Raw genomic sequence first — 18,323 nt, forward strand, 5'->3', positions numbered from 1 at the left:
CTCCACTTCCGCCGACGACCGGCTCCGGTGAAGACCTCGAGCCGCCGCACCGGCTCCGTGATAGCAGTATGCACTGTGTCCATTCTAAGCCTAACGGTCGAAACCGAACCGCAGACTCGCAGATCACACCGTCATCCGGTAGGTGGCCGCTGAACAGCGCTTACCACCGAGCGGCTCGCCGCGCATGTAATTGACGCCAAGTATCATTGGCATTTGCCGCTCTACCGCCAGGCGCAGATGCTGGCGACGCACGGTATCGCCATTGACCGTTCCACGCTCGCCTTCTGGGTCGGTTACGCCGCCCAGGAGCTGAAGCCTTGTGGCGCTTCCTGTGCTCCTCGCCTTCCGGAAATTCTGTGTCGATGAGACCCCGGCGCCGGTGCTGGATCCGGGGCGCGGCAGGACCAAAACCGGCTACTTCTGGGCGCTCTCGCGCGATGACAGGCCTTGGGCCGGGCCTGATCCGCCCGGGGTGGTCTATGCCTATGCACCGGGCCGTGGGGCCGTCCACGGCTTGAGGCTGCTCCAAGGCTATCGCGGCATCATCCATTGAGATGGCTATCAGGCCTACAAGACAATGACCCGAGAGACCCGTGCGGACGCCCTGTCCGGGACGCTCGCCTTCTACTGGTCGCATCTACGGCGCCAGTTTGTGAAGATCGAGCGCGAGGCTGTTCCGGCGCCAGCTCCAGTTGCCCGCGAGGCCCTTAAGCGCATCGCCCAGCTCTACGCGGTCGAGAAGGCACTCCGGGGCCACTCTGCTGCCGAGCGCTGCGCGGGTCGACAAGCTCATGTCCGGCCTCTGGCTGCAGCCTTGAAGCAGTGGTTTGAGGCAACGCTTGATCACCTTGCGGGGAAGAGCGACACGGCGAAGGCTCTGCGCTATGCGCTGCGCCATTGGGACGGCCTGACGCTCTACCTTAATGACGGGCGCATCCATGGACACGAATGCGGTCGAGCGTGCGATGCGGCCAATCAAACTCAATGCCAAGAATGCCCTGTTCGCGGGGTGCGACGAGGGTGCCGAGAATTGGGCATTGCTGGCGTCGCTCATTGAAACGTGCAAGCTCAAGGGCGTTAGCGCCGAGCACTGGCTCTCCGACGTCCTCGCAAAACTCAATGGCTGGCCTGCGGCGCGACTGGACGAACTGCTTCCCTGGGCGTCGACCTACACGATGCATGCGCACGATCCGAGGCTGGCAGCATGAGCCTGAACACGACCGCCGTCCGGATCAGGATAACCCTCAAGGACGTGAAGCCGGAGGTGATGCGTTGCCTGGTCGTACCCGTCACCCTGCGCCTTGATCGGCTGCATCTGACGCTTCAGGCGGCGTTTGGCTGGACGAACAGCCACCTCTTCGAGTTCCTGGCTGGCGAAGGGCGTTGGGGTATCCCTGATCCCGATGGCGATTTTGGCCTCCAGCCGATCGATGCCCGCAAGGCGCGGCTCTCCGATATCGTTCAAGGGACAGGCGCCAAGACGATCCACTATCTCTATGACTTCGGAACAGCTGGGACCATGTGATCAAGCTCGAAAAATGGTTCGACAACACGACGATAGAGGGGCTTCCCCTCTTGCTCGAAGCCGTCGGTCGTTGCCCCCCGGAGGACGTCGGCGGTGCGCGCGGATACGCCGACTACCTCGATGCCATCCGCGATCCCGCCCATCCGGAGCATGAACACATGCGCCTCTGGGGGCCCGAACAGTTCGATGCCAACGTCATCGACCAGAAGGCGATCGAGGCCGCCGTCAACGCATTGTCCGGAATTTGCAAGCCACGCCCGCGCAAGCTGCGATCAAAATAGACGTCAAGCGCCAATCAAAAGGGCCGCAGGGCTACGCTTACTGTGAACATCTCGCTGGATTCTGTTTTCTGGTGTGTTCGCCGCACCAGCGCTCGACCTGATTGATCCATGACGCGCAAGTCGGCGTGAAGTGGACATGATAGTGCGGTCGACCGGCGAGCCAGGCCTTGATCTTGGGTGCCTTGTGCGTGGCGTAGTTGTCCATGACGATGTGGACATCGGGGCCTCAAGGAACTTGAGGCTCGATCGCTTTTAAAAACGGCGGGACAACTTCTTCTCCTCCTATAGATCGAGCAGCGCCGCGCGGTGGAGCAGCCCTATCGGGACGCCTTCGACAATTTCCTTCGATGCGCTCGATTCAGTCGGAGGTAGTTCAACTTCGCAAGCATGGTCACCGCCGAGACCGGTAGAGGGCGTAGAACTAATTTTCGTAAGCGCCACCCCAAATCGCCGACCTCTTCTATCTCGTTGGGCGCGATCCGGGTGTTCTGAACTACGGCTAGCAACCGATCAGCGACGTCCCCCTTGACGTATAGAATCGTATTGAACCGATACCATGGCTCTACCGCTCTGTTGTTTTTCATGGCAAGGCGAATCACATCATAGGCCTCGTAGCCAAGAGAGGCGAACCGTTCTTGCCAGAACGCAAGGGGCCGTTCGTTGATATGGTTCTCTCCACCCTGCCCAGGTGTTGCTGCCGAAAACGCAACTCGGTCGGCATGCGCAGCAAGGCTAGATATGAAGGTCTCGGAACATGTTGGATCGAGATGCTCGGCTACCTCGAAACTCGTCACCAAGTCGAACTTGTCGCCGAGACAAAATGGATTCGACAGATTCACAGGAGAGAAATCTTCACGTGGAATGTGAAGGGATTCCACCCGAACATAGGGCCCGTCAATGCCCTTAGCAGTCTTGACGCCGGCCGCTTTCCACTCGCGAATCCAGGCGCCGCGCCCGCAACCTACGTCGAGGACAGATGAAGGTTGTAATAGCGGTACAATCATCTTTGCGAATTCCTTTGCGGACGCAATTGCACGGCGATCGATGTACTCAAAAAACGCCTCTGAATAGGGATGTAGTTCACTCATCACTCGGCCCTTCGTTTGACCTGATCAAGAGAGTATCGGGAGACCGCAAAGTCGTTACCAAGACGCTCATCGATGGTACGCCTAACAGCGTCGACGAATGATTGAGGAGCGTGTCCGTTGCCAAGGAGATCGTGTCGGAGCGCGGATACTTCAGTTGGCCGGAAAATCGCGAAGCTCAATTCCTTCGTTTGGAATGCTGTAGCAACCTTTTTCGCTTGGTGACCGAAGTTCGCGGCACCCGCGTTGATGTTCGTCGAATCTGCTGTGCTGAGCACTAAACTTGTTAGTGCATTCGCTATGTACAATCGTGCGAGCTCGTGCATCGAACCTACGACTTTTGCGATGGCTCCTTCTCACACTAGCAATCGGCGTTCCATTCGCGTTATCTGATGGGCGCATCCACGAAAGAAAACGCACGGTCCGTTTCTCCCAAAGGCCGTGTCGCTTTTTGTTGGTTTTCTGACATCCAGGGTCTTCAATCGGACGTGGATGGCAAGGAAGATGGGGCAAGATAGTGTGAGCCTTTTTGTACTGGCTTCGACGTCCACTTGAACATGGCGGGCCCTGCGGATGTCCGCGCTTGGCATTGATGCGTTATGCGCTGTGTGTTGCGAACCCATCGTGCTGCGCCGGCAAGACGGCTGCTGGCCGAAGTGAAGAGAACTGTGGGACCCCGATCGAATTGGCCATCGCAGCGTTGACGCAATCTGGGCGGAAAGGTTCATCCCAGCGGATATCGAATCTCTAGTCTAGTTTCTGTGAGCTGCTCCCGGTTGTCTGAACAGAAACTCCGCATCGATAAGTGGAGCCTCTGCCGGGTTTAGGCTGCCGTGCGGAGCGGCAGCGAGGTGAAGTAGGCTTGATCCGGTGTGCTGCCGTCAAGGCTCGAATGTGGACGGCGGCAATTGTACAACGACGTTTGAGAACGCCCACAGGACCGTTCTTCGCGAGGTTCTTTATCGGCATCATCCTTGGTTTGGGCGCCGAGTTTGCGTTCATGGGGCCATCGACAAGGCCGACGATGTCGTTTTTCGCTGCACCCTGGACGGATCGCAAGCAGACCGTTGGCTGGAAGTTCCCGCATGGATGTTCGACCGGACGGCATGCCATGACGCCGGGTTTCTGACAGCTCAGCCGCTTGTTAGGATCGATGCACTTGCGGCGCTTTCTGCGCTTCTCGATGTAGCGTTGAAGGATCGAACGCCATCAGCTGCCCCGCTTTCTGGCGCATCCAGAGGCTCTCACGGCCAGAATCGGGGAGCGACTCATGTCAAGCCAGACGGCAATGCCAGGGAGCGGATACCGACACAATCAACGACCGCGGCCGCAGCAGCAGATGGATCTGTTCGGGAGCGGCCTGTCGAACGGCGCCATCGGCGCGCCGGCATGGTCGGAGCTGCCGGCGGAAGCGCAGGCGGCCCTTATGAGTCTGATGACGCAGTTGATCCTCGACCATGCTGCGACGACGGCGACGCCGCGCGCGAAGGAGGTCGGTCATGATTTCTGACAAGGTCAGGCCTCATCATCTCGAGCGCAAGGCGCTTCTTTACGTGCGTCAATCCTCAGCGCATCAGGTGTTGCACAATCGCGAGAGCAGTGCGTTGCAGTACGCCATGCGGGACCGCCTGACGGCGCTCGGGTGGTCAGAGATTGAAGTGATCGATGATGATCTCGGTCGTTCAGCCGCCGGCGGGGTACAACGCGCCGGTTTCGAGCGGATGGTAGCGGAGGTTTGCCTCGGTAAGGTTGGCGCGGTTTGCGCCCGCGAGGTCTCGCGCTTCGCTCGCAACAGCCGGGATTGGCAGCAACTCATCGAGATGTGTCGTGTGGTCGATACCGTCCTGGTCGATCAGGAGACGATCTATGCACCGAGGCACGGTAACGACCGCCTGCTGCTCGGGCTCAAGGGCAGCCTCAACGAGTACGAGCTGGATCTGTTGCGCCAGCGCTCGCTCTCGGCCCGCTACGAGAAGGCGCGCCGGGGCGAGTTGGTTGTGGCGGCGCCCGTCGGCTTCGTGAAGGCCGGCGACCATTATGAGAAAGATCCGGATGGGCGTGTCCAGGAAGCGATCAAGCTGGTGTTCGACAAGGTCGAGGAACTGGGCAGCGCGCGACAGGCGCTCTGCTGGCTCCACGAGTACAATCTCGATCTGCCGGTGAAGCAGACCAGCGGCGACACGGCCTGGCGGCGACCAAGCTACTCCGCCATCCACCGGATCATTGAGAACCCGGTCTACGGCGGCGCCTATGCCTATGGTAAGACGGCTGTGGCGGCGGGATACAGCGCCGCAGGCGTGAGCGTGAAGATCCGCCGCAAGGCGCGGAACGAATGGCTGGCGCTGAAGCCCAACACCCACGAAGGGTATGTGAGCTGGGAGAGGTTCGAGGCGATCCGCACTATGGTCAGCAGCAACATTCCCACCGGCCGGCATCACGGCGCGCCCAAGCATGGTGACGGGCTGCTGGCCGGCCTGATCCGGTGCAAGCGCTGCGGCCGCAAGCTCACACTCCGATACTCCGGCATGAAGCACCATATCCCGCGCTACAGCTGCAGCCGCGCCTGGATGGACAATGGTGGCCCTCACTGCATCGGCTTCGGCGGACTGCGCGTCGATGATGCAGTCGAGGAAGCGCTGCTTGGCGTCGTCGGTCCGGGCGCTATCGCCGCTGCAACCGCGGCCGCCAAGGAAGCCAGGGAACGGCGGGATCAGGTGCGCGATGCTCTCAGTCGCGACCTCGAAGCGGCGCGCTATGCCGCCGACCGGGCCTTCCGGCAGTACGATGCCGCTGACCCCGCGAACCGGCTGGTGGCGGGCGAGCTTGAAGCGCGCTGGAACAGGGCGCTCGCTCACGCGGCGGAGGTCGAGGGCAAGATCGCAATGCATGAGGCGGCGACGCCCGCCCCCATTGCCGATCCAGCTTCGCTCGGCGTTCTAGCCTCGAACCTCAAAGCGGTCTGGGATGCGCCGACGACGGATGCTCGCCTCAAGAAGCGCGTTGTGCGCACCCTCATCCATGAGGTCGTGGCCGATATCGACGATGCGGCCTCCGAGATCGTCCTCATCGTCCACTGGGTCGGCGGCGTTCACAGCGAGATACGCCTGCCCAAGCGCCGGCGCGGGCAGCGTAACAGCACCTCCGCCAACATCATCGAGGCTGTGCGCCGACTGGTGCTGATCGCCAGCGACGATCTGATCGCCGGCCTCCTCAACCGCAACGGCCTCGAGACCGGTAACGGCAATCGCTGGACGCGCGAGCGTGTTACCTCGCTGCGCTCGAACTATCGCATCCCGGTGTTCAAGCCCGCCGAGGACGGCATCGAGCACTGGCTAAACCTCAGCAACGCCGCCAAGCTCCTGAAGATCGCGCCCAAGACGCTCCGGCTGGCCGCTGAAGCCGGTGAAATCGAAGCCATCCATCCTCTGTCGGATGGTCCTTGGATCTTCGCCCGCAGCTCGCTGATAACAACTGCTGCTCGATCTATCGCCGAACGAGCGCGACAGAACCCAAGATACCCCACGGGATCGAATCCCAATCAGCAAAGTCTTTTCTCTTCAACAACATAGACAGATGGGTGTTCTGATGCGCGGTTGTAGAAGTCCAAATAACGGCCGATCGATGCGCGAGCTTCGCTGACGCTGTCGTAGGCCCGCAGATACACCTCCTCGTATTTGACGCTGCGCCACAGCCGCTCGACGAACACGTCGTCCCGCCAGGCGCCCCGGCCGTCCATGCTGATGGTGATGCCATTGTCGGCGAGCACTCCGGTGAACGCCGCGCCGGTGAACTGCGAGCCCTGGTCGGTGTTGAAGATCTCCGGCTTGCCGTGACGGGCCAGGGCATCTTCCAGTGTCGCGACGCAGAATGCAGCCTCCATGGTGATCGACAGCCGCCACGACGGCACCCGGCGGGTCGCCCAGTCCAGCACCACGGCCATTTAGACGAAGCCTCGTGCCATCGCGATGTAGGTGATGTCCATCGCCCAGACCTGGTTCGGACGCGAGATTTCCATGCCGCGCAGCAGATATGGATAGATCTTGTGCCCGGCTCGGGTTGGGTGGTGCGCGGACGGCGGTACAGCGCCTCTATCCCCATCCGCCGCATCAGCGTTTTGACGTGCCGACGGCCGATCTTGCACCCCTCGGCGGCCAGCAGGCCTCGCAACATACGCGGACCGACGAAAGGAAACTCCAGATGCAGCCGGTCAAGCCGCTGCATCAGCGCGAGGTCTTAACGAGATTGATATTCCCTTGTAGCTGATTGCACCTCACGATCAGAGATCCGGGCGCGCCAACTCAGGATTCTGAGTTCCGCCGCGGCGCAGCCCCTTCACCCATGCACATCTCGCTGGAACCTCTAGAATGCGTCAGATGGCGATGAGAACTACAGCGACGATCGAGGCGATGGCAATTGCACTGATATGATCCCTGAACACGAATACAACCGGGTCGTCGTCCATTAGACGCCGGTGCGCCATCATGAGATTTCTTGCGATCCAATACAAAAGAATTGGACAGATAAGCCATAGTGCCTCCGGATGTCGATAGAGCGCTTGCACATCGGGTGATGCAACATAGAGTGCAAAGATCGTCACAGCGTTCAAGCCAGCCGCGGCAACGAGAGCGGCAACGACATCGAGGTCGCCGATTCTGTAGTCTCGATCTGAACGATCGGGGAGACCACAATCGAGCCTAGTGGCCAGTTCAACATAGCGTTTGATTAGGGCGAGCGATGTGAAAATAAAGATAGAGAAGATGAGAAGCCACTGTGAAATTGGCACTTCGGCTGCCACGCCACCTGCGACAATACGTGTCGTGTAGAGCATTGCCAGCACAATCACGTCCAAGAGCATCCGACGCTTGAAATAGACAGAATATGCGCTGGTTAGTACAAAATAGCCAACCAACACGTCAACAAACTCGAGTGAGATTGCAATTGCCAGCATTAGAGAAAATAAAAGTAGCACCGGGACCATGAGAAAGCCGGTCCGAAGTTGGAGAAGCCCACTTGCAAAAGGTCGTGCACGCTTAGTAGGGTGCGCGCGATCAGATTTAAGATCTAGTAGATCGTTGATTATGTAGACGGCTGACGCGCAAGAGCAAAAAGCCAGAAAGGCGATCACATCCGCGATGGTGTTAGCCAACGTAAATTGATGGGCGGTCAGGGGTGGCACAAAAATAAGGAGGTTCTTGGTGTATTGGTGCACCCGAAGGGCCTTGAGCCACGCCCGCCTATCCGCCTTCCCGCCATCTAACGCGAGATAGCTACCCTTAAGCGTAACGAGCCGACTCCGTATCGATTTGGAAAGGCCGACGCCATGGGCTTTATCGGCAATCTCCCACACCGGGAAATCCGAGGGACCGTTGCCAATGTAGTCAAATCCGTACTTGCCGAACGCAGTTGCCAGTATGTCGGCCTTCAAAGATCCCGACAAATTCGTTTTTGCGTCAGAAGCCCACCAACCATCGAAGATGCCCAAGTGATCTGCGATAGCCTTCGCGTGCTTCGCGTCGGCTGCCGTAGCGAGGTAAACCTTTCTCCCCTGTGCTTTGGCGGCCTGGATTTGATCCAAAACGCGAGTGTTGTACGGGAGAGTAGCGTAATCCAGCTCGGACGACTGGGCAAGATGATGCTTTAAGGCCGCTTTGCCGCTGGCCAGAGCCCGGACCGCAGCAAAATTCGCTTGGAACCCAAGAGGCAACACATTTAGGAAGGACTCATACAGCGAGTCCGTTAGCAGCAGAGATCCATCTAGATCCACTATTAACGGTTTGCCGCGGGGAAACTCTGCATCGTGGGCGTCAGCATCGCCGCTGGCATGCCAGATGCCGTCAAGAACTTTCGGCAAAACATCGTCGAGGAGCGTCGGAGAACCGATAAATGCAATGTAGCCGTTGCGGTCAACGACGAACGACGTGGGGATGTCGCGAGAAACACTGGGCTCCATCCAAAGCTTGATCATATTACCTGTATCGTCGCACGCGATCCGATAGTTTAGATTTGGGAATTCCTTGGATAACCATCCGTCCAGGTTGGTCCGCGTCTCATCTGGCGTTTGAGTTCGTTCACAAACGGCTATCCCGATGACCTCGAGTTCTCTATCTCCATATTTCTCTTGTAGCTGCATCAACCGGGGAATCGCCGCTACACAAGGTCGGCGCCAAGTTGTCCAAAATTCGACGATATACACTTTACCGGGCTGGAAGCTCGTGAGGGGCCGGCCGCGAAGCCAGCTCCCCACGTTGATCGGAGGAGCTGGGGACTTGATGCGCAGCGCCATGTTGCTCTCCAAAGCTATACGCAAACGCTGCACGACTTTCTGCGAGAGCTCGCTTCGCTCTCCGAAACGGGATACCGTGCGCGTCTGCGTGCACTCAGCCGTTCTCAGTGTTGCTGAATCTGAATAGCAACCGCCGTGCCAACCACGTTGTCGCGCATTAAGCACCTAGTTGAGCTGGGGGACCTTCTACGGCCCCAAGTCGTGATGTCTCGAACTTGAAGCGCTCTTGTGCCGCTGTCAGAGATCGGACACGAATTGCTGCTTCGCGCAGTTAGAAGACAGAGTTTGGCGTTATGAGCCCCGAACGGGACTTTCTAATCCGTCTTCCGGCGAGGTAGGATTAGATGAGCGCGACGATGCCGATCGAGCGACGCGTGTTCGCCGTCGACGGCGATGAACTCACTCGCTGGGCACTCTAGGTCGTGTGGACTCTAAGGATTCCCTTTTGAGGCCAAATCAGGTTCAAGGCTTCTTTTTGGGAGGGGTCCTTGGGTGTGATGGATCGTTTGATGTTGAGCGACGCGGCCTGGGAGCGCACGGCGCCGCTCATCATAGGCCGGCCTGACCAGAAAGGTTCGACCGGACGCGACAAGCGGATGTTCGTGGAAGGGGTGCTTTGGATCGTTCGTACGGGCTCTCCCTGGCGTGATCTTCCGGAGGCGTTTGGGGATTGGAACAGCGTGTTCCGGCGCTTCAGTCGATGGAGCATCAAGGGTGTCTGGTGGCGGATCTTCGAGGCGATGTCGGATGATCCGGACTTCGAATATCTGATCGTCGATTCCACCATCGTCCGGGCGCATCAGCACGCCGCCGGGGCGAAAAAGGGGGTCTGAAGATCAAGCGATCGGGCGCTCGCGCGGTGGCTTGAGGACCAAGATACATATGGCCGTTCGACGTTTGGGGTGTCCCGTGCGGTTCACGCTCACCGCAGGTCAGAAGGGCGATGCACCACAAGCCGCGACATTGATCGAGGGATTACCCGCCGAGGTCGTCATGGCCGATACGGCCTATGACGCGGATCACTTGCGCCAAGCCATCGCAGCCAAGGGCGCGCTCGCCGTCATCCCCAACAACCCCTCCCGAGCTCTCAAAATCCGCTCGACAAACATCTCTATGCCCAGCGCCATCTCGTGGAATGCTGCTTCAGCAAGGTTAAGCAGTTCCATTGCGTCGCAACCCGCTTCGAAAAGACCGCCCGAAATTACCGAGCCGTCGTCACTCTCGCCGCCATCCTATGGATGCGATAAGTGTCCACACCGCCTAGGGCAGATGGCGAATCCGCTTGCTAGTTGATCAGCACGAAACTCTTCGTCGCCAAACTTGCTGCTGTTATGGATGTTGCACATTGCGAAAACCGGTGCTTGCCGGACCAGCAAGATCAGTAACTTACCTGCGCGAAGAAAAGGGCTTGTTACTCGTCATCGGCCGTGGTTCGCCTGTTCCGTATTGAAACCCGAGCGCGAGACCGAGGTCGGATTTGAAGACTTCTGATGTGGGCTCTTCGAAACGCCAATTGCGGTGCGCTGCACAATATGGAATGCATCATGGTCGCTATGAATCCAGCCAATCTCCCCTTTAACTCCGAAAAGATGCTGCAGGGGCTGCGCGAGTGGGTCGAATGTGAGAGCCCGACCTGGGACGCGTGCGCGGTGAACCGCATGCTAGACATCGCAGCTCGCGACATGGCGGTCATAGGTGCGACGGTCGAGCGCATCGCGGGCCGGCAGGGCTTCGGCGCCGTTGTGCGCGCACGCTTTCCGCACCCCAAGCAAGGCGAGCCGGGCATCCTGATCGCCGGGCACATGGACACCGTGCATCCCGTCGGCACCATCGAGAAGCTGAAATGGCGCCGCGAGGGCAACAAATGCTACGGCCCGGGCATCTTCGACATGAAGGGCGGGAATTATCTTTCGCTCGAGGCGATCAGGCAGTTGGCCCGCGCGTCGTTCATAACGCCGCTGCCGATCACAGTGCTGTTCACACCTGACGAAGAAGTTGGCACGCCGTCGACTCGCGATATCATTGAGGCCGAGGCTAAGCGTAACAAATACGTGCTGGTGCCCGAACCCGGCCGGGCCGACAATGGTGTCGTCACAGGGCGTTACGCAATCGCGCGCTTCAACCTCGAAGCGACGGGCCGGCCGAGCCACGCCGGCGCAACGCTATCGGCGGGCCGCTCGGCGATCCGCGAGATGGCGCGGCAGGTTCTTGCGATCGACGCAATGACCACAGAGGATTGCACCTTCTCGGTCGGCATCGTGCATGGTGGACAATGGGTTAATTGCGTTGCAACCACCTGCACCGGCGAGGCGCTGTCGATGGCCAAGCGCCAGGCCGATCTCGACAGCGGCGTCGAGAAGATGCTGGCGCTGTCGGGCACAACCAATGATGTAGACTTCAAGGTGACGCGCGGGGTCACCCGTCCTGTCTGGGAGCCCGACGCTGGCACCATGGCACTCTACGAGAATGCACGCGGCATTGCCAACGCACTCGGCGCCGAGCTGCCTCATGCCAGCGCCGGCGGCGGTTCCGACGGCAACTTCACGGGAGCACTGGGCATTCCCACTCTCGATGGCCTAGGCGTGCGTGGCGCCAAGGCCCACACTTTGGAAGAGCACATCGAGGTCGACAGTCTCGCGGAGCGCGGGCGGCTAATGGCGGGGCTACTGGCGACGCTGGAGTGACGGCTAAGCCGCGGGTTGATCAACCGCAGAGAACAACTCTAAGACACCAGTTTTCCGCGTCAGCGCGAGACACAAGCTGAACAAGTTCTGTCACAGTCTCGCTCACGCGCGTCGGCCTTGTGTTCGGCCGCGGCCGTGCCAAACTCTTTAGATTGAGGATGCTCCGATGCTCCAGCTTGATGGGGCTGCGGTTTATAAGAGCCAAGGCAAGGGCTGGAACAATCCCTCGACTATTCAGACGCTGAAAGGTCGAGCCCCAATGTGAGGTGGGTCAGACATGAGTCCAAATCAACTGCTGCAGATCCAAGCTTGTGCGGCCCACAAGGTCTACGAGCTTGGCGCATTAGGCTGCGGGGAGGTGGCCTTCTTCGATGGAAGCCGCTGAGGAGACGCTTTCGGTCAGCAAAGCTCGTAACGGCCGATCTCGACCTCACTCAATCCATCAAGCGACGGAGGCGATCGTCAATCGGCAGAGGCTCGTGATGTCGTAGACGGGCAATCTCGAAATTCGGCGAATTGCGGCTGCGACCAACGGAAATCCGGCACATTCAAACAAGATGACTGCGATCTCTGGGTGCGCCTCACGGAGGCGCGCTACGCAGGCAGCGACGTCTCTTTCAATCGCGGCGACGTCCACCGGCGGTGCCGGACGCTGTAGCTCGTCATGCCAGAACTTACCGCCTTCGATGCCGCCGATCACGATTCTCGCGCGAGTGACTGGATCATTGATGCCGAGCAAATCCTCACTGCAATGCGTCGAGTCATACGTCAGAACCACGATTTTCGCTGGCGCAGGCAGCTGGCGCAACAACGCCGGTAATAAGAGGAGGCTCGACATCACCACAGGCACTGTCACTGAAGCAGCTACAGCCGCCTGATGCCGTATTGAGAAGCCGCAGTTTGAGCTGATCGCGACAGCGCCCCGGTGTACTAGACGACGAGCGGCTGCGACGTAGGGTCCCTCAAGGGACGGATCGCCCCGGACCACATTCTCCACCCACGCACCCTCGACCGTTTCGGAGATGACAGGAAAGTTGAACGTGGCCGGATTTGTCAGTGAGCCGGCTAGTGGCGTCGGATTGGGGCGCACGGGCTGCGCCCCGCGTTCGAGCAGCAGTACGCCCAGAGAGGGTTGAGTTTGCGATGTCATAGGGGCAGGTTAGCGCAATTTGGGGAAGAAATCCTCCAAATACGCGTCGCCGGCTTGAGAAATTCTGCGCAGATCGAGCCAATCTGAAGCAAGCACGCAGAGATGCGGCGCAATCCAAGCTGTTGCTCAATCCGTTCGCGCGAGAGACGACTGGCGAGGTCCACCGCCGGTGAGCCGAAATCTTCAATGTAGAGGATTGGCGGCCGAAATTCTTCACGCGAACGGAAGGCCACGACGATCTCGCGCGATGGGAAGCCGGTTAGCAAGCAATCTGACGGCGTGCTTACCACCAGTTACTTCGCACCACGTCGCTTGGCAAGATCGCACCGTCTTGCGCGTTGGCAGGGCAACTCCCTAGAGAGTTTGAATGCGCGCGCGACGCAGCGTCAGAGGCAAGGAACACCGACAATCATTCCCGCGTGAGACGAGTCGCAGGGACGCCAGCATTCACTCGAAATTGGACCACAACAAACGACAACCTTGCTGAACATCGCTGTTATTCAGGGCATGGAGCAATGGTGCATTGTAAGTCGGCATGTTTCGCTGGGCGGACGGCGAGATGATGCTCGTGGTCGGCAATGACAGTCAGTTCGCCGGGCATGCGCCGCTATCGAGGCACCTGAACTCGCTACCGATCCAAAATTTCCTCAAGAACAACGATCGCGTCGCCAACGGCAAGGAAATCATGGCGAGCTTTGCTGATCTTCTATCAAAAAATACGGTCGCGCATTGGCTCCACGAGCTGGAGAAGACCGGTGTCCCTTGTGGTCCGGTAAAGACTTTCACCAGGTAGTCGTGGATCTGCACGTCGTCGAGCGGCATGCGGGTGTTCTGAAGCACAACTTTGAATTCGAGCTGGCCTCGATCCGCAACGCGCTGACCTTCTCGGAGACACCGATCACTGAATACCGCACCCCGCCGCTGCGCGGCGAGAATACGCAAGCTGTGCTGGCCGGCCAGCTTGGCTATGATGAAGACAAAATTGCGCTTGCTGTTTTGCGCTCCGCGCCCTCGAGTTGCGAGCTCGAAGCTTCGCATTGGTGCAAATCGGCGCACTATTTTAACCGAAGTACCCCTCAAATCGGAGAAAATCGGCTTCGAAGCGCCATTAAGGTTTTCGCTAAGGTAATAACCGCCGAAATGTTACACAATCGCAACCAGAAGGGAGTGAACCATGAGCCTTTTGATGAACCGCCGGCGAGTCCTCCAGGCCGGCTCCTCCGCCCTGTTGGCAGGTGCCATGAATTCCACAGCCGGCGGCGCGCTGGCGGCAAATACGGATGAGCTGCGGGTCGTCGTCTACGGTGGCGACATCGCGAAGGCATACATCGAGACCTTCGTAAAGCCGTTCGAAGCAGAGACGGGAATCAAGGTCACCCCGATCACCGACCAGATCACCTTCGCGCAGCTTGAGCTCATGGTGAACTCAAAAACCGTTACTGTTGACGTCGCTCCGATCACTCAAGGCTCTGTTATCATCGGGAGCGAAAGAGGCCTCCTTGAGCCGATTGACTATTCAAAGTTCAAGAAGGACGAGCTGGACGGTCTCTTCGAATTCGTCAAGCACCCTTTTGGAGTGGGGCAGCTGATCTTTTCTTATGTCATGGTCTACAATACCGAAAAATTCCCCGCGGACAAGCCGCGCCCGACCACGTGGGCTGAGTTCTGGGACGTCAAAAAATTCCCGGGCGTCCGGTCAATGGTCTCTGGCCGGGGCGGTGGCGAGGGCCCTTGGGAAGAGGCACTGTTGGCGGATGGCGTGGCTCCAGACAAGATCTATCCAATGGACATCGATCGGATCTTCGCAAGTTTAGACAAGATCAAACCGCATATTCGTAAATGGTGGACCGTCGGCTCCGAGATCCAGCAGATCATGACCGATAAGGCGGCCGACCTTATGCAGTCCTATAGCGGGCGAACGGGGGTGGTGATTTCGAGAGGCGCGCCGATGGAAATGAACCGGACGCAGTCCAAGCTGCAGTGGGATAGTTGGGCTATCCCCAAGGGTAGCCCGAATGCTGAGAAGGCGCAAAAATTCATTGAATTCGCCACCCGGGGGGAACGCCAAGCTGCATTGGCTCGCTTGTGGCCGGAAGGCCCGACCAATCGAAACGCGTTCAAGCTGCTGCCGGAAGAGCTAGCGCGTAAACTCCCGAGCCATCCCGACTACTTGAAGACCGGCATTGTCATGAATGGGCAATGGTATAGCCAGAAAGGGGCGGATGGAAAGACCAATTCCGATCGGCTCCGCGAACGCTGGAACGATTGGATTCTTAGCTGAGGCTGAAAGTCTTGAAACCACTGCCACGGCGACCGGATGCATCGGTCGCCGGGCAGTTCCATGTGTTGAAGGAGCCGCCATGTCGAACGCCTTGGCTTTCATCAATCAGCAACCTGCTAATGGTTTTTCGAGCGTGGCTGTCAACAGTTCCGCCTCCATTGCCGACAATGAAGCGAAGGAGAAGGACGTGGCTCTCGCACAAATCGAGTTTCGGAACGTCACCAAGAATTACGGATCGGTTGCTGCAGTCAAGGACCTCTCGTTGAGCGTTTCCCGCGGCGAGTTCTTGACCATTCTTGGTCCAAGTGGTTCGGGTAAGACGACCACTCTGATGCTGCTGGCCGGCTTCCAGGCGCCAAGTCAAGGCGACATCTTCATCGCTGGAAAATCCGTCGCCGCCGTTCCCTCGTACCGCCGCGATCAGGGCATTGTCTTTCAAAGCTATGCCCTGTTTCCGCACCTCAACGTACGCCGCAATCTTGAATTTCCGCTCGAAATGCGTGGCATGAAAGCTGCCGAGAGGACGGCGCGTGTGGATCGAATTCTCTCGCGCGTGCATCTCAGCGGTCTCGAGGACCGCATGCCGTCGCAACTGAGCGGAGGCCAGCAACAGCGTGTGGCGTTGGCTCGCGCCCTGATAGCTGACCCGCCGATCCTTCTGCTCGATGAGCCGCTCGGCGCACTGGATCGCAACCTGCGCGAACAGATGCAGAGCGAGATCAAGAGCCTGCACAAGGAATTTGGTATCACCACTGTCTGCGTGACGCACGACCAGGACGAAGCGCTCACGCTATCGGATCGTATCGTTGTGATGCGCGCCGGCGCGATCGAACAGACTGATACACCCGAGGCAATCTACGACCGGCCGGCAACGCAGTTCGTAGCGAAGTTTTTGGGCGAGGCGAACATTCTTGAGAACCCTGGTTTCATGATCGAATCCGAGGCCACGCAACCGTCCGACACTATTGCCATGATTCGGCCGGAGCGAATCTGCGTCGCCGCACTCGATGCGCCTAAGCGGGTCGACGCGGATCTGCGCCAGTCCGTCATCGGGATCGTGGAAAACATGATCTATGCGGGTCCACTGCGAAAATATCACGTGCGTGTCGGCAGCACCATGCTTGTCGCGCGTGAGCACGTCGTGTCGGGACGACCGGCCTTGCAACCAGGCGAGGAGGTGCGACTTGAATGGCTGCGTTCCGATGTGCGATTCGTTGCTGCGTAGGACGCCACAAAGGAGACGGTTCATGAACGTTCTTCATAAGCTTGGCCGGATGTCCATTGCGCTTACCGTTCCCGCTTTGGCCATTCTGCTTGCTGTTTTTGGTGTGCCGGCCGTTCTGCTATTTCTGACCAGCCTCAATGCGCCGACCATCTCGCTCATTAATTACGAGGCCTTCTTCAGCCGCGCAGCGAATGTTCGTGTGCTCTTGCAGACGATTGAGGTGAGCGTCGTTGCTACAGCGATCTGCGTCCTTATAGGATATCCCACGGCATATCTGATCGCGGCTGCCTCGAAGCGCGTGCGCATGGTGCTTCTGGTACTCGTCGTAATTCCCTACCTCACCAGTTTTCTGGTGCGCACTTACGCCTGGATCGTAATCCTTGGCGATCGAGGCCTGATCAATAATCTGCTGCTCGATCTCGGGCTCATCTCTAGCCCCATACCTCTCATTTACAATCGCCTGGCCGTCTACATCGGCATGGTCCACATCATGCTCCCGGTCATGGTGCTCCCCTTAGTGAGTGTCATGCTGGGAATCGACAAGTCACTCGCAGCAGCAGCCCGTAGCATGGGTGCACGCCCCTTCGCCGCCTTCTGGCGGGTCTTTTTCCCGCTTAGCTTGCCCGGCGTTCGCAGTGGCTCGTTGCTGGTCTTCGTCCTCTGCCTTGGCTTCTACGTAACGCCAGCCGCGCTAGGCGGGTTAGGCGACGCCATGTTGTCAACTTTCATTGCGGCTCAAGTCGATAACTCTTTTGATCTCGCGCGTATTGCTGCCTCAGCGTTCATTCTGCTGGGACTGGCCGGAGTTATGCTTGCGATTTTCGGACTGGATCTGGCCGGCGCTCAAGGTCGGGCGCCGAAACCAGTATGGAAGTCTCCACAGAACTGGTGGCGCTCACTCGGCTCTCCTGGGCAGCATCTCAATGAGTTTGCCGGTCGTTATCGGGCGAAGCGGTGGGCCGCGACGCTGTACCAAGCAGCCGATAACAGTGGCTCGTGGAGAACGGTCGGCGCGGCCTTTGTTGCGCTTGTCATGTTTTACCTGCTGTTTCCGAGCGTTGTGGTCATTGTCATGTCGTTTAGCGCCGGACCCTCGCTGCAATTTCCGCCATCAGCTCTTTCACTCCAGTGGTACCGCTCTTTCTTCAACACGTCCTCCTGGACTGAAGCTGCCTGGACCAGCATTCAGATCGCTGTGGCGGTCGCCTTCCTGTCAACAATCGTCGGCACGCTCGCGGCCTATGGCCTCAGCCGTACCTTTCCTCGACTACGCAGTATTATCACAATGGCGATCCTCACCCCGATCACCATTCCAAGCATCGTTGTTGGTATTGGAGCCTATCTAGGACTGCTCAAGTTTGGACTCATAGGTACGAAGACCGGAATCATCCTGACGCACAGCATCGGTGCTACCGCCTATGTAGTCGTGATCGTCTCCGCGACTCTAGCAAATTTCGACCGACGTTTGGAGCTGGCGGCAAAGAGTATGCGGGCCAATCCATTTCGAACGTTTACGAGAGTGACGCTGCCGTTGGTGCGGCCCGGCATTATCGGCGGTGCCCTGTTTGCTTTTCTTCACTCTTTCGACGAAGTCGTCAAAACGTCATTGGTTAGCGGATTCTCGATCCGCACGCTGCCTTTGAAAATGTGGGAAAACATGCGGCATGAGATCGACCCGACGATTGCCGCGATAGCATCGATGCTCGTGCTTCTGCCTGTGGTTTGGCTAATCGTTTTGTACGTTACTTGGTGGAGGTCAAGGCCGAAAGTTGCTGGCTCCGTTCTAGAAACCGCTGCTTAAACGGCTAA

Annotated in this window: 11 protein-coding genes and 5 pseudogenes; 11 read left to right on the top strand and 5 right to left on the bottom strand. The window is 58.6% G+C overall.

Translation table 11 applies throughout. The features are described 5' to 3' along the window. Positions 1-165: 165 nt before the first annotated feature. Together IVB50_RS00365 and IVB50_RS42600 are read left to right on the top strand one after the other, a co-directional pair. Positions 166-1,208: pseudogene (locus IVB50_RS00365) on the top strand (IS66 family transposase); the annotation flags it as partial. Positions 1,209-1,267: 59 nt separating this feature from the next. Beyond that, positions 1,268-1,806, top strand: a pseudogene (locus tag IVB50_RS42600) (plasmid pRiA4b ORF-3 family protein). A 61-nt stretch (positions 1,807-1,867) separates the two neighbouring features. Here the strand turns inward: IVB50_RS42600 and IVB50_RS00375 are convergent. After that, a pseudogene (locus IVB50_RS00375) lies at positions 1,868-2,065 on the bottom strand (transposase); the annotation flags it as partial. A 58-nt stretch (positions 2,066-2,123) separates the two neighbouring features. Next, positions 2,124-2,894: a methyltransferase domain-containing protein gene (locus IVB50_RS00380; protein WP_247293537.1), complete on the bottom strand. Its 771-nt coding sequence runs from the start codon at positions 2,892-2,894 to the stop codon at positions 2,124-2,126. A gap of 1,336 nt (positions 2,895-4,230) precedes the next feature. Here IVB50_RS00380 and IVB50_RS00385 point away from each other — a divergent pair. Continuing rightward, positions 4,231-4,401, top strand: coding sequence for a hypothetical protein (locus IVB50_RS00385; RefSeq protein ID WP_247293539.1), 171 nt, complete (start codon positions 4,231-4,233; stop codon positions 4,399-4,401). Beyond that, positions 4,391-6,460 (top strand): recombinase family protein, encoded by a 2,070-nt coding sequence (locus IVB50_RS00390; RefSeq protein WP_247293541.1) that lies wholly within the window; start codon positions 4,391-4,393, stop codon positions 6,458-6,460. The genes IVB50_RS00385 and IVB50_RS00390 overlap by 11 nt, the downstream gene beginning before the upstream one ends. A gap of 23 nt (positions 6,461-6,483) precedes the next feature. Here IVB50_RS00390 and IVB50_RS00395 read toward each other — a convergent pair. Together IVB50_RS00395 and IVB50_RS00400 are read right to left on the bottom strand one after the other, a co-directional pair. Further along, positions 6,484-7,124 (bottom strand): annotated as a pseudogene (locus tag IVB50_RS00395) (IS3 family transposase); the annotation flags it as partial. A 136-nt stretch (positions 7,125-7,260) separates the two neighbouring features. After that, positions 7,261-9,174 carry a UbiA family prenyltransferase gene (locus IVB50_RS00400; RefSeq protein WP_247293551.1) on the bottom strand — a complete coding sequence of 638 codons (1,914 nt, stop codon included), beginning with the start codon at positions 9,172-9,174 and terminating at the stop codon, positions 7,261-7,263. Positions 9,175-9,662: 488 nt separating this feature from the next. Here IVB50_RS00400 and IVB50_RS00405 point away from each other — a divergent pair. Together IVB50_RS00405 and IVB50_RS00410 are read left to right on the top strand one after the other, a co-directional pair. Further along, positions 9,663-10,421 (top strand): annotated as a pseudogene (locus IVB50_RS00405) (IS5 family transposase). Positions 10,422-10,727: 306 nt separating this feature from the next. Further along, positions 10,728-11,858 (top strand): M20/M25/M40 family metallo-hydrolase, encoded by a 1,131-nt coding sequence (locus IVB50_RS00410; protein WP_247293787.1) that lies wholly within the window; start codon positions 10,728-10,730, stop codon positions 11,856-11,858. 442 nt (positions 11,859-12,300) lie between these two features. Here IVB50_RS00410 and IVB50_RS42605 read toward each other — a convergent pair whose 3' ends face one another. Continuing rightward, complete coding sequence (locus tag IVB50_RS42605; protein ID WP_346771290.1) at positions 12,301-12,696, bottom strand: hypothetical protein; 396 nt, start codon at positions 12,694-12,696, stop codon at positions 12,301-12,303. Positions 12,697-13,567: 871 nt separating this feature from the next. Here IVB50_RS42605 and IVB50_RS00420 point away from each other — a divergent pair. From IVB50_RS00420 to IVB50_RS00440, 5 genes are all read left to right on the top strand, one after another. Beyond that, complete coding sequence (locus IVB50_RS00420; protein ID WP_247293556.1) at positions 13,568-13,801, top strand: CoA transferase; 234 nt, start codon at positions 13,568-13,570, stop codon at positions 13,799-13,801. Between the two features lie 2 nt (positions 13,802-13,803). Beyond that, positions 13,804-14,292, top strand: coding sequence for a hypothetical protein (locus tag IVB50_RS00425; RefSeq protein ID WP_247293558.1), 489 nt, complete (start codon positions 13,804-13,806; stop codon positions 14,290-14,292). After that, positions 14,249-15,289 (top strand): ABC transporter substrate-binding protein, encoded by a 1,041-nt coding sequence (locus tag IVB50_RS00430; protein ID WP_346771291.1) that lies wholly within the window; start codon positions 14,249-14,251, stop codon positions 15,287-15,289. Before IVB50_RS00425 ends, IVB50_RS00430 begins: the two co-directional genes overlap by 44 nt. Before the next feature lie 79 nt (positions 15,290-15,368). After that, entirely contained in the window at positions 15,369-16,514 is a 1,146-nt protein-coding gene (locus tag IVB50_RS00435) for an ABC transporter ATP-binding protein (RefSeq protein WP_247293562.1), read from the top strand. 22 nt (positions 16,515-16,536) lie between these two features. After that, on the top strand, positions 16,537-18,315 hold the full coding sequence (locus IVB50_RS00440) for an ABC transporter permease subunit (RefSeq protein ID WP_247293564.1): 1,779 nt from the start codon (positions 16,537-16,539) through the stop codon (positions 18,313-18,315). Positions 18,316-18,323 lie beyond the last annotated feature (8 nt).

The organism is Bradyrhizobium sp. 87 (assembly GCF_023073015.1).
Classification (GTDB): domain Bacteria; phylum Pseudomonadota; class Alphaproteobacteria; order Rhizobiales; family Xanthobacteraceae; genus Bradyrhizobium; species Bradyrhizobium canariense_D.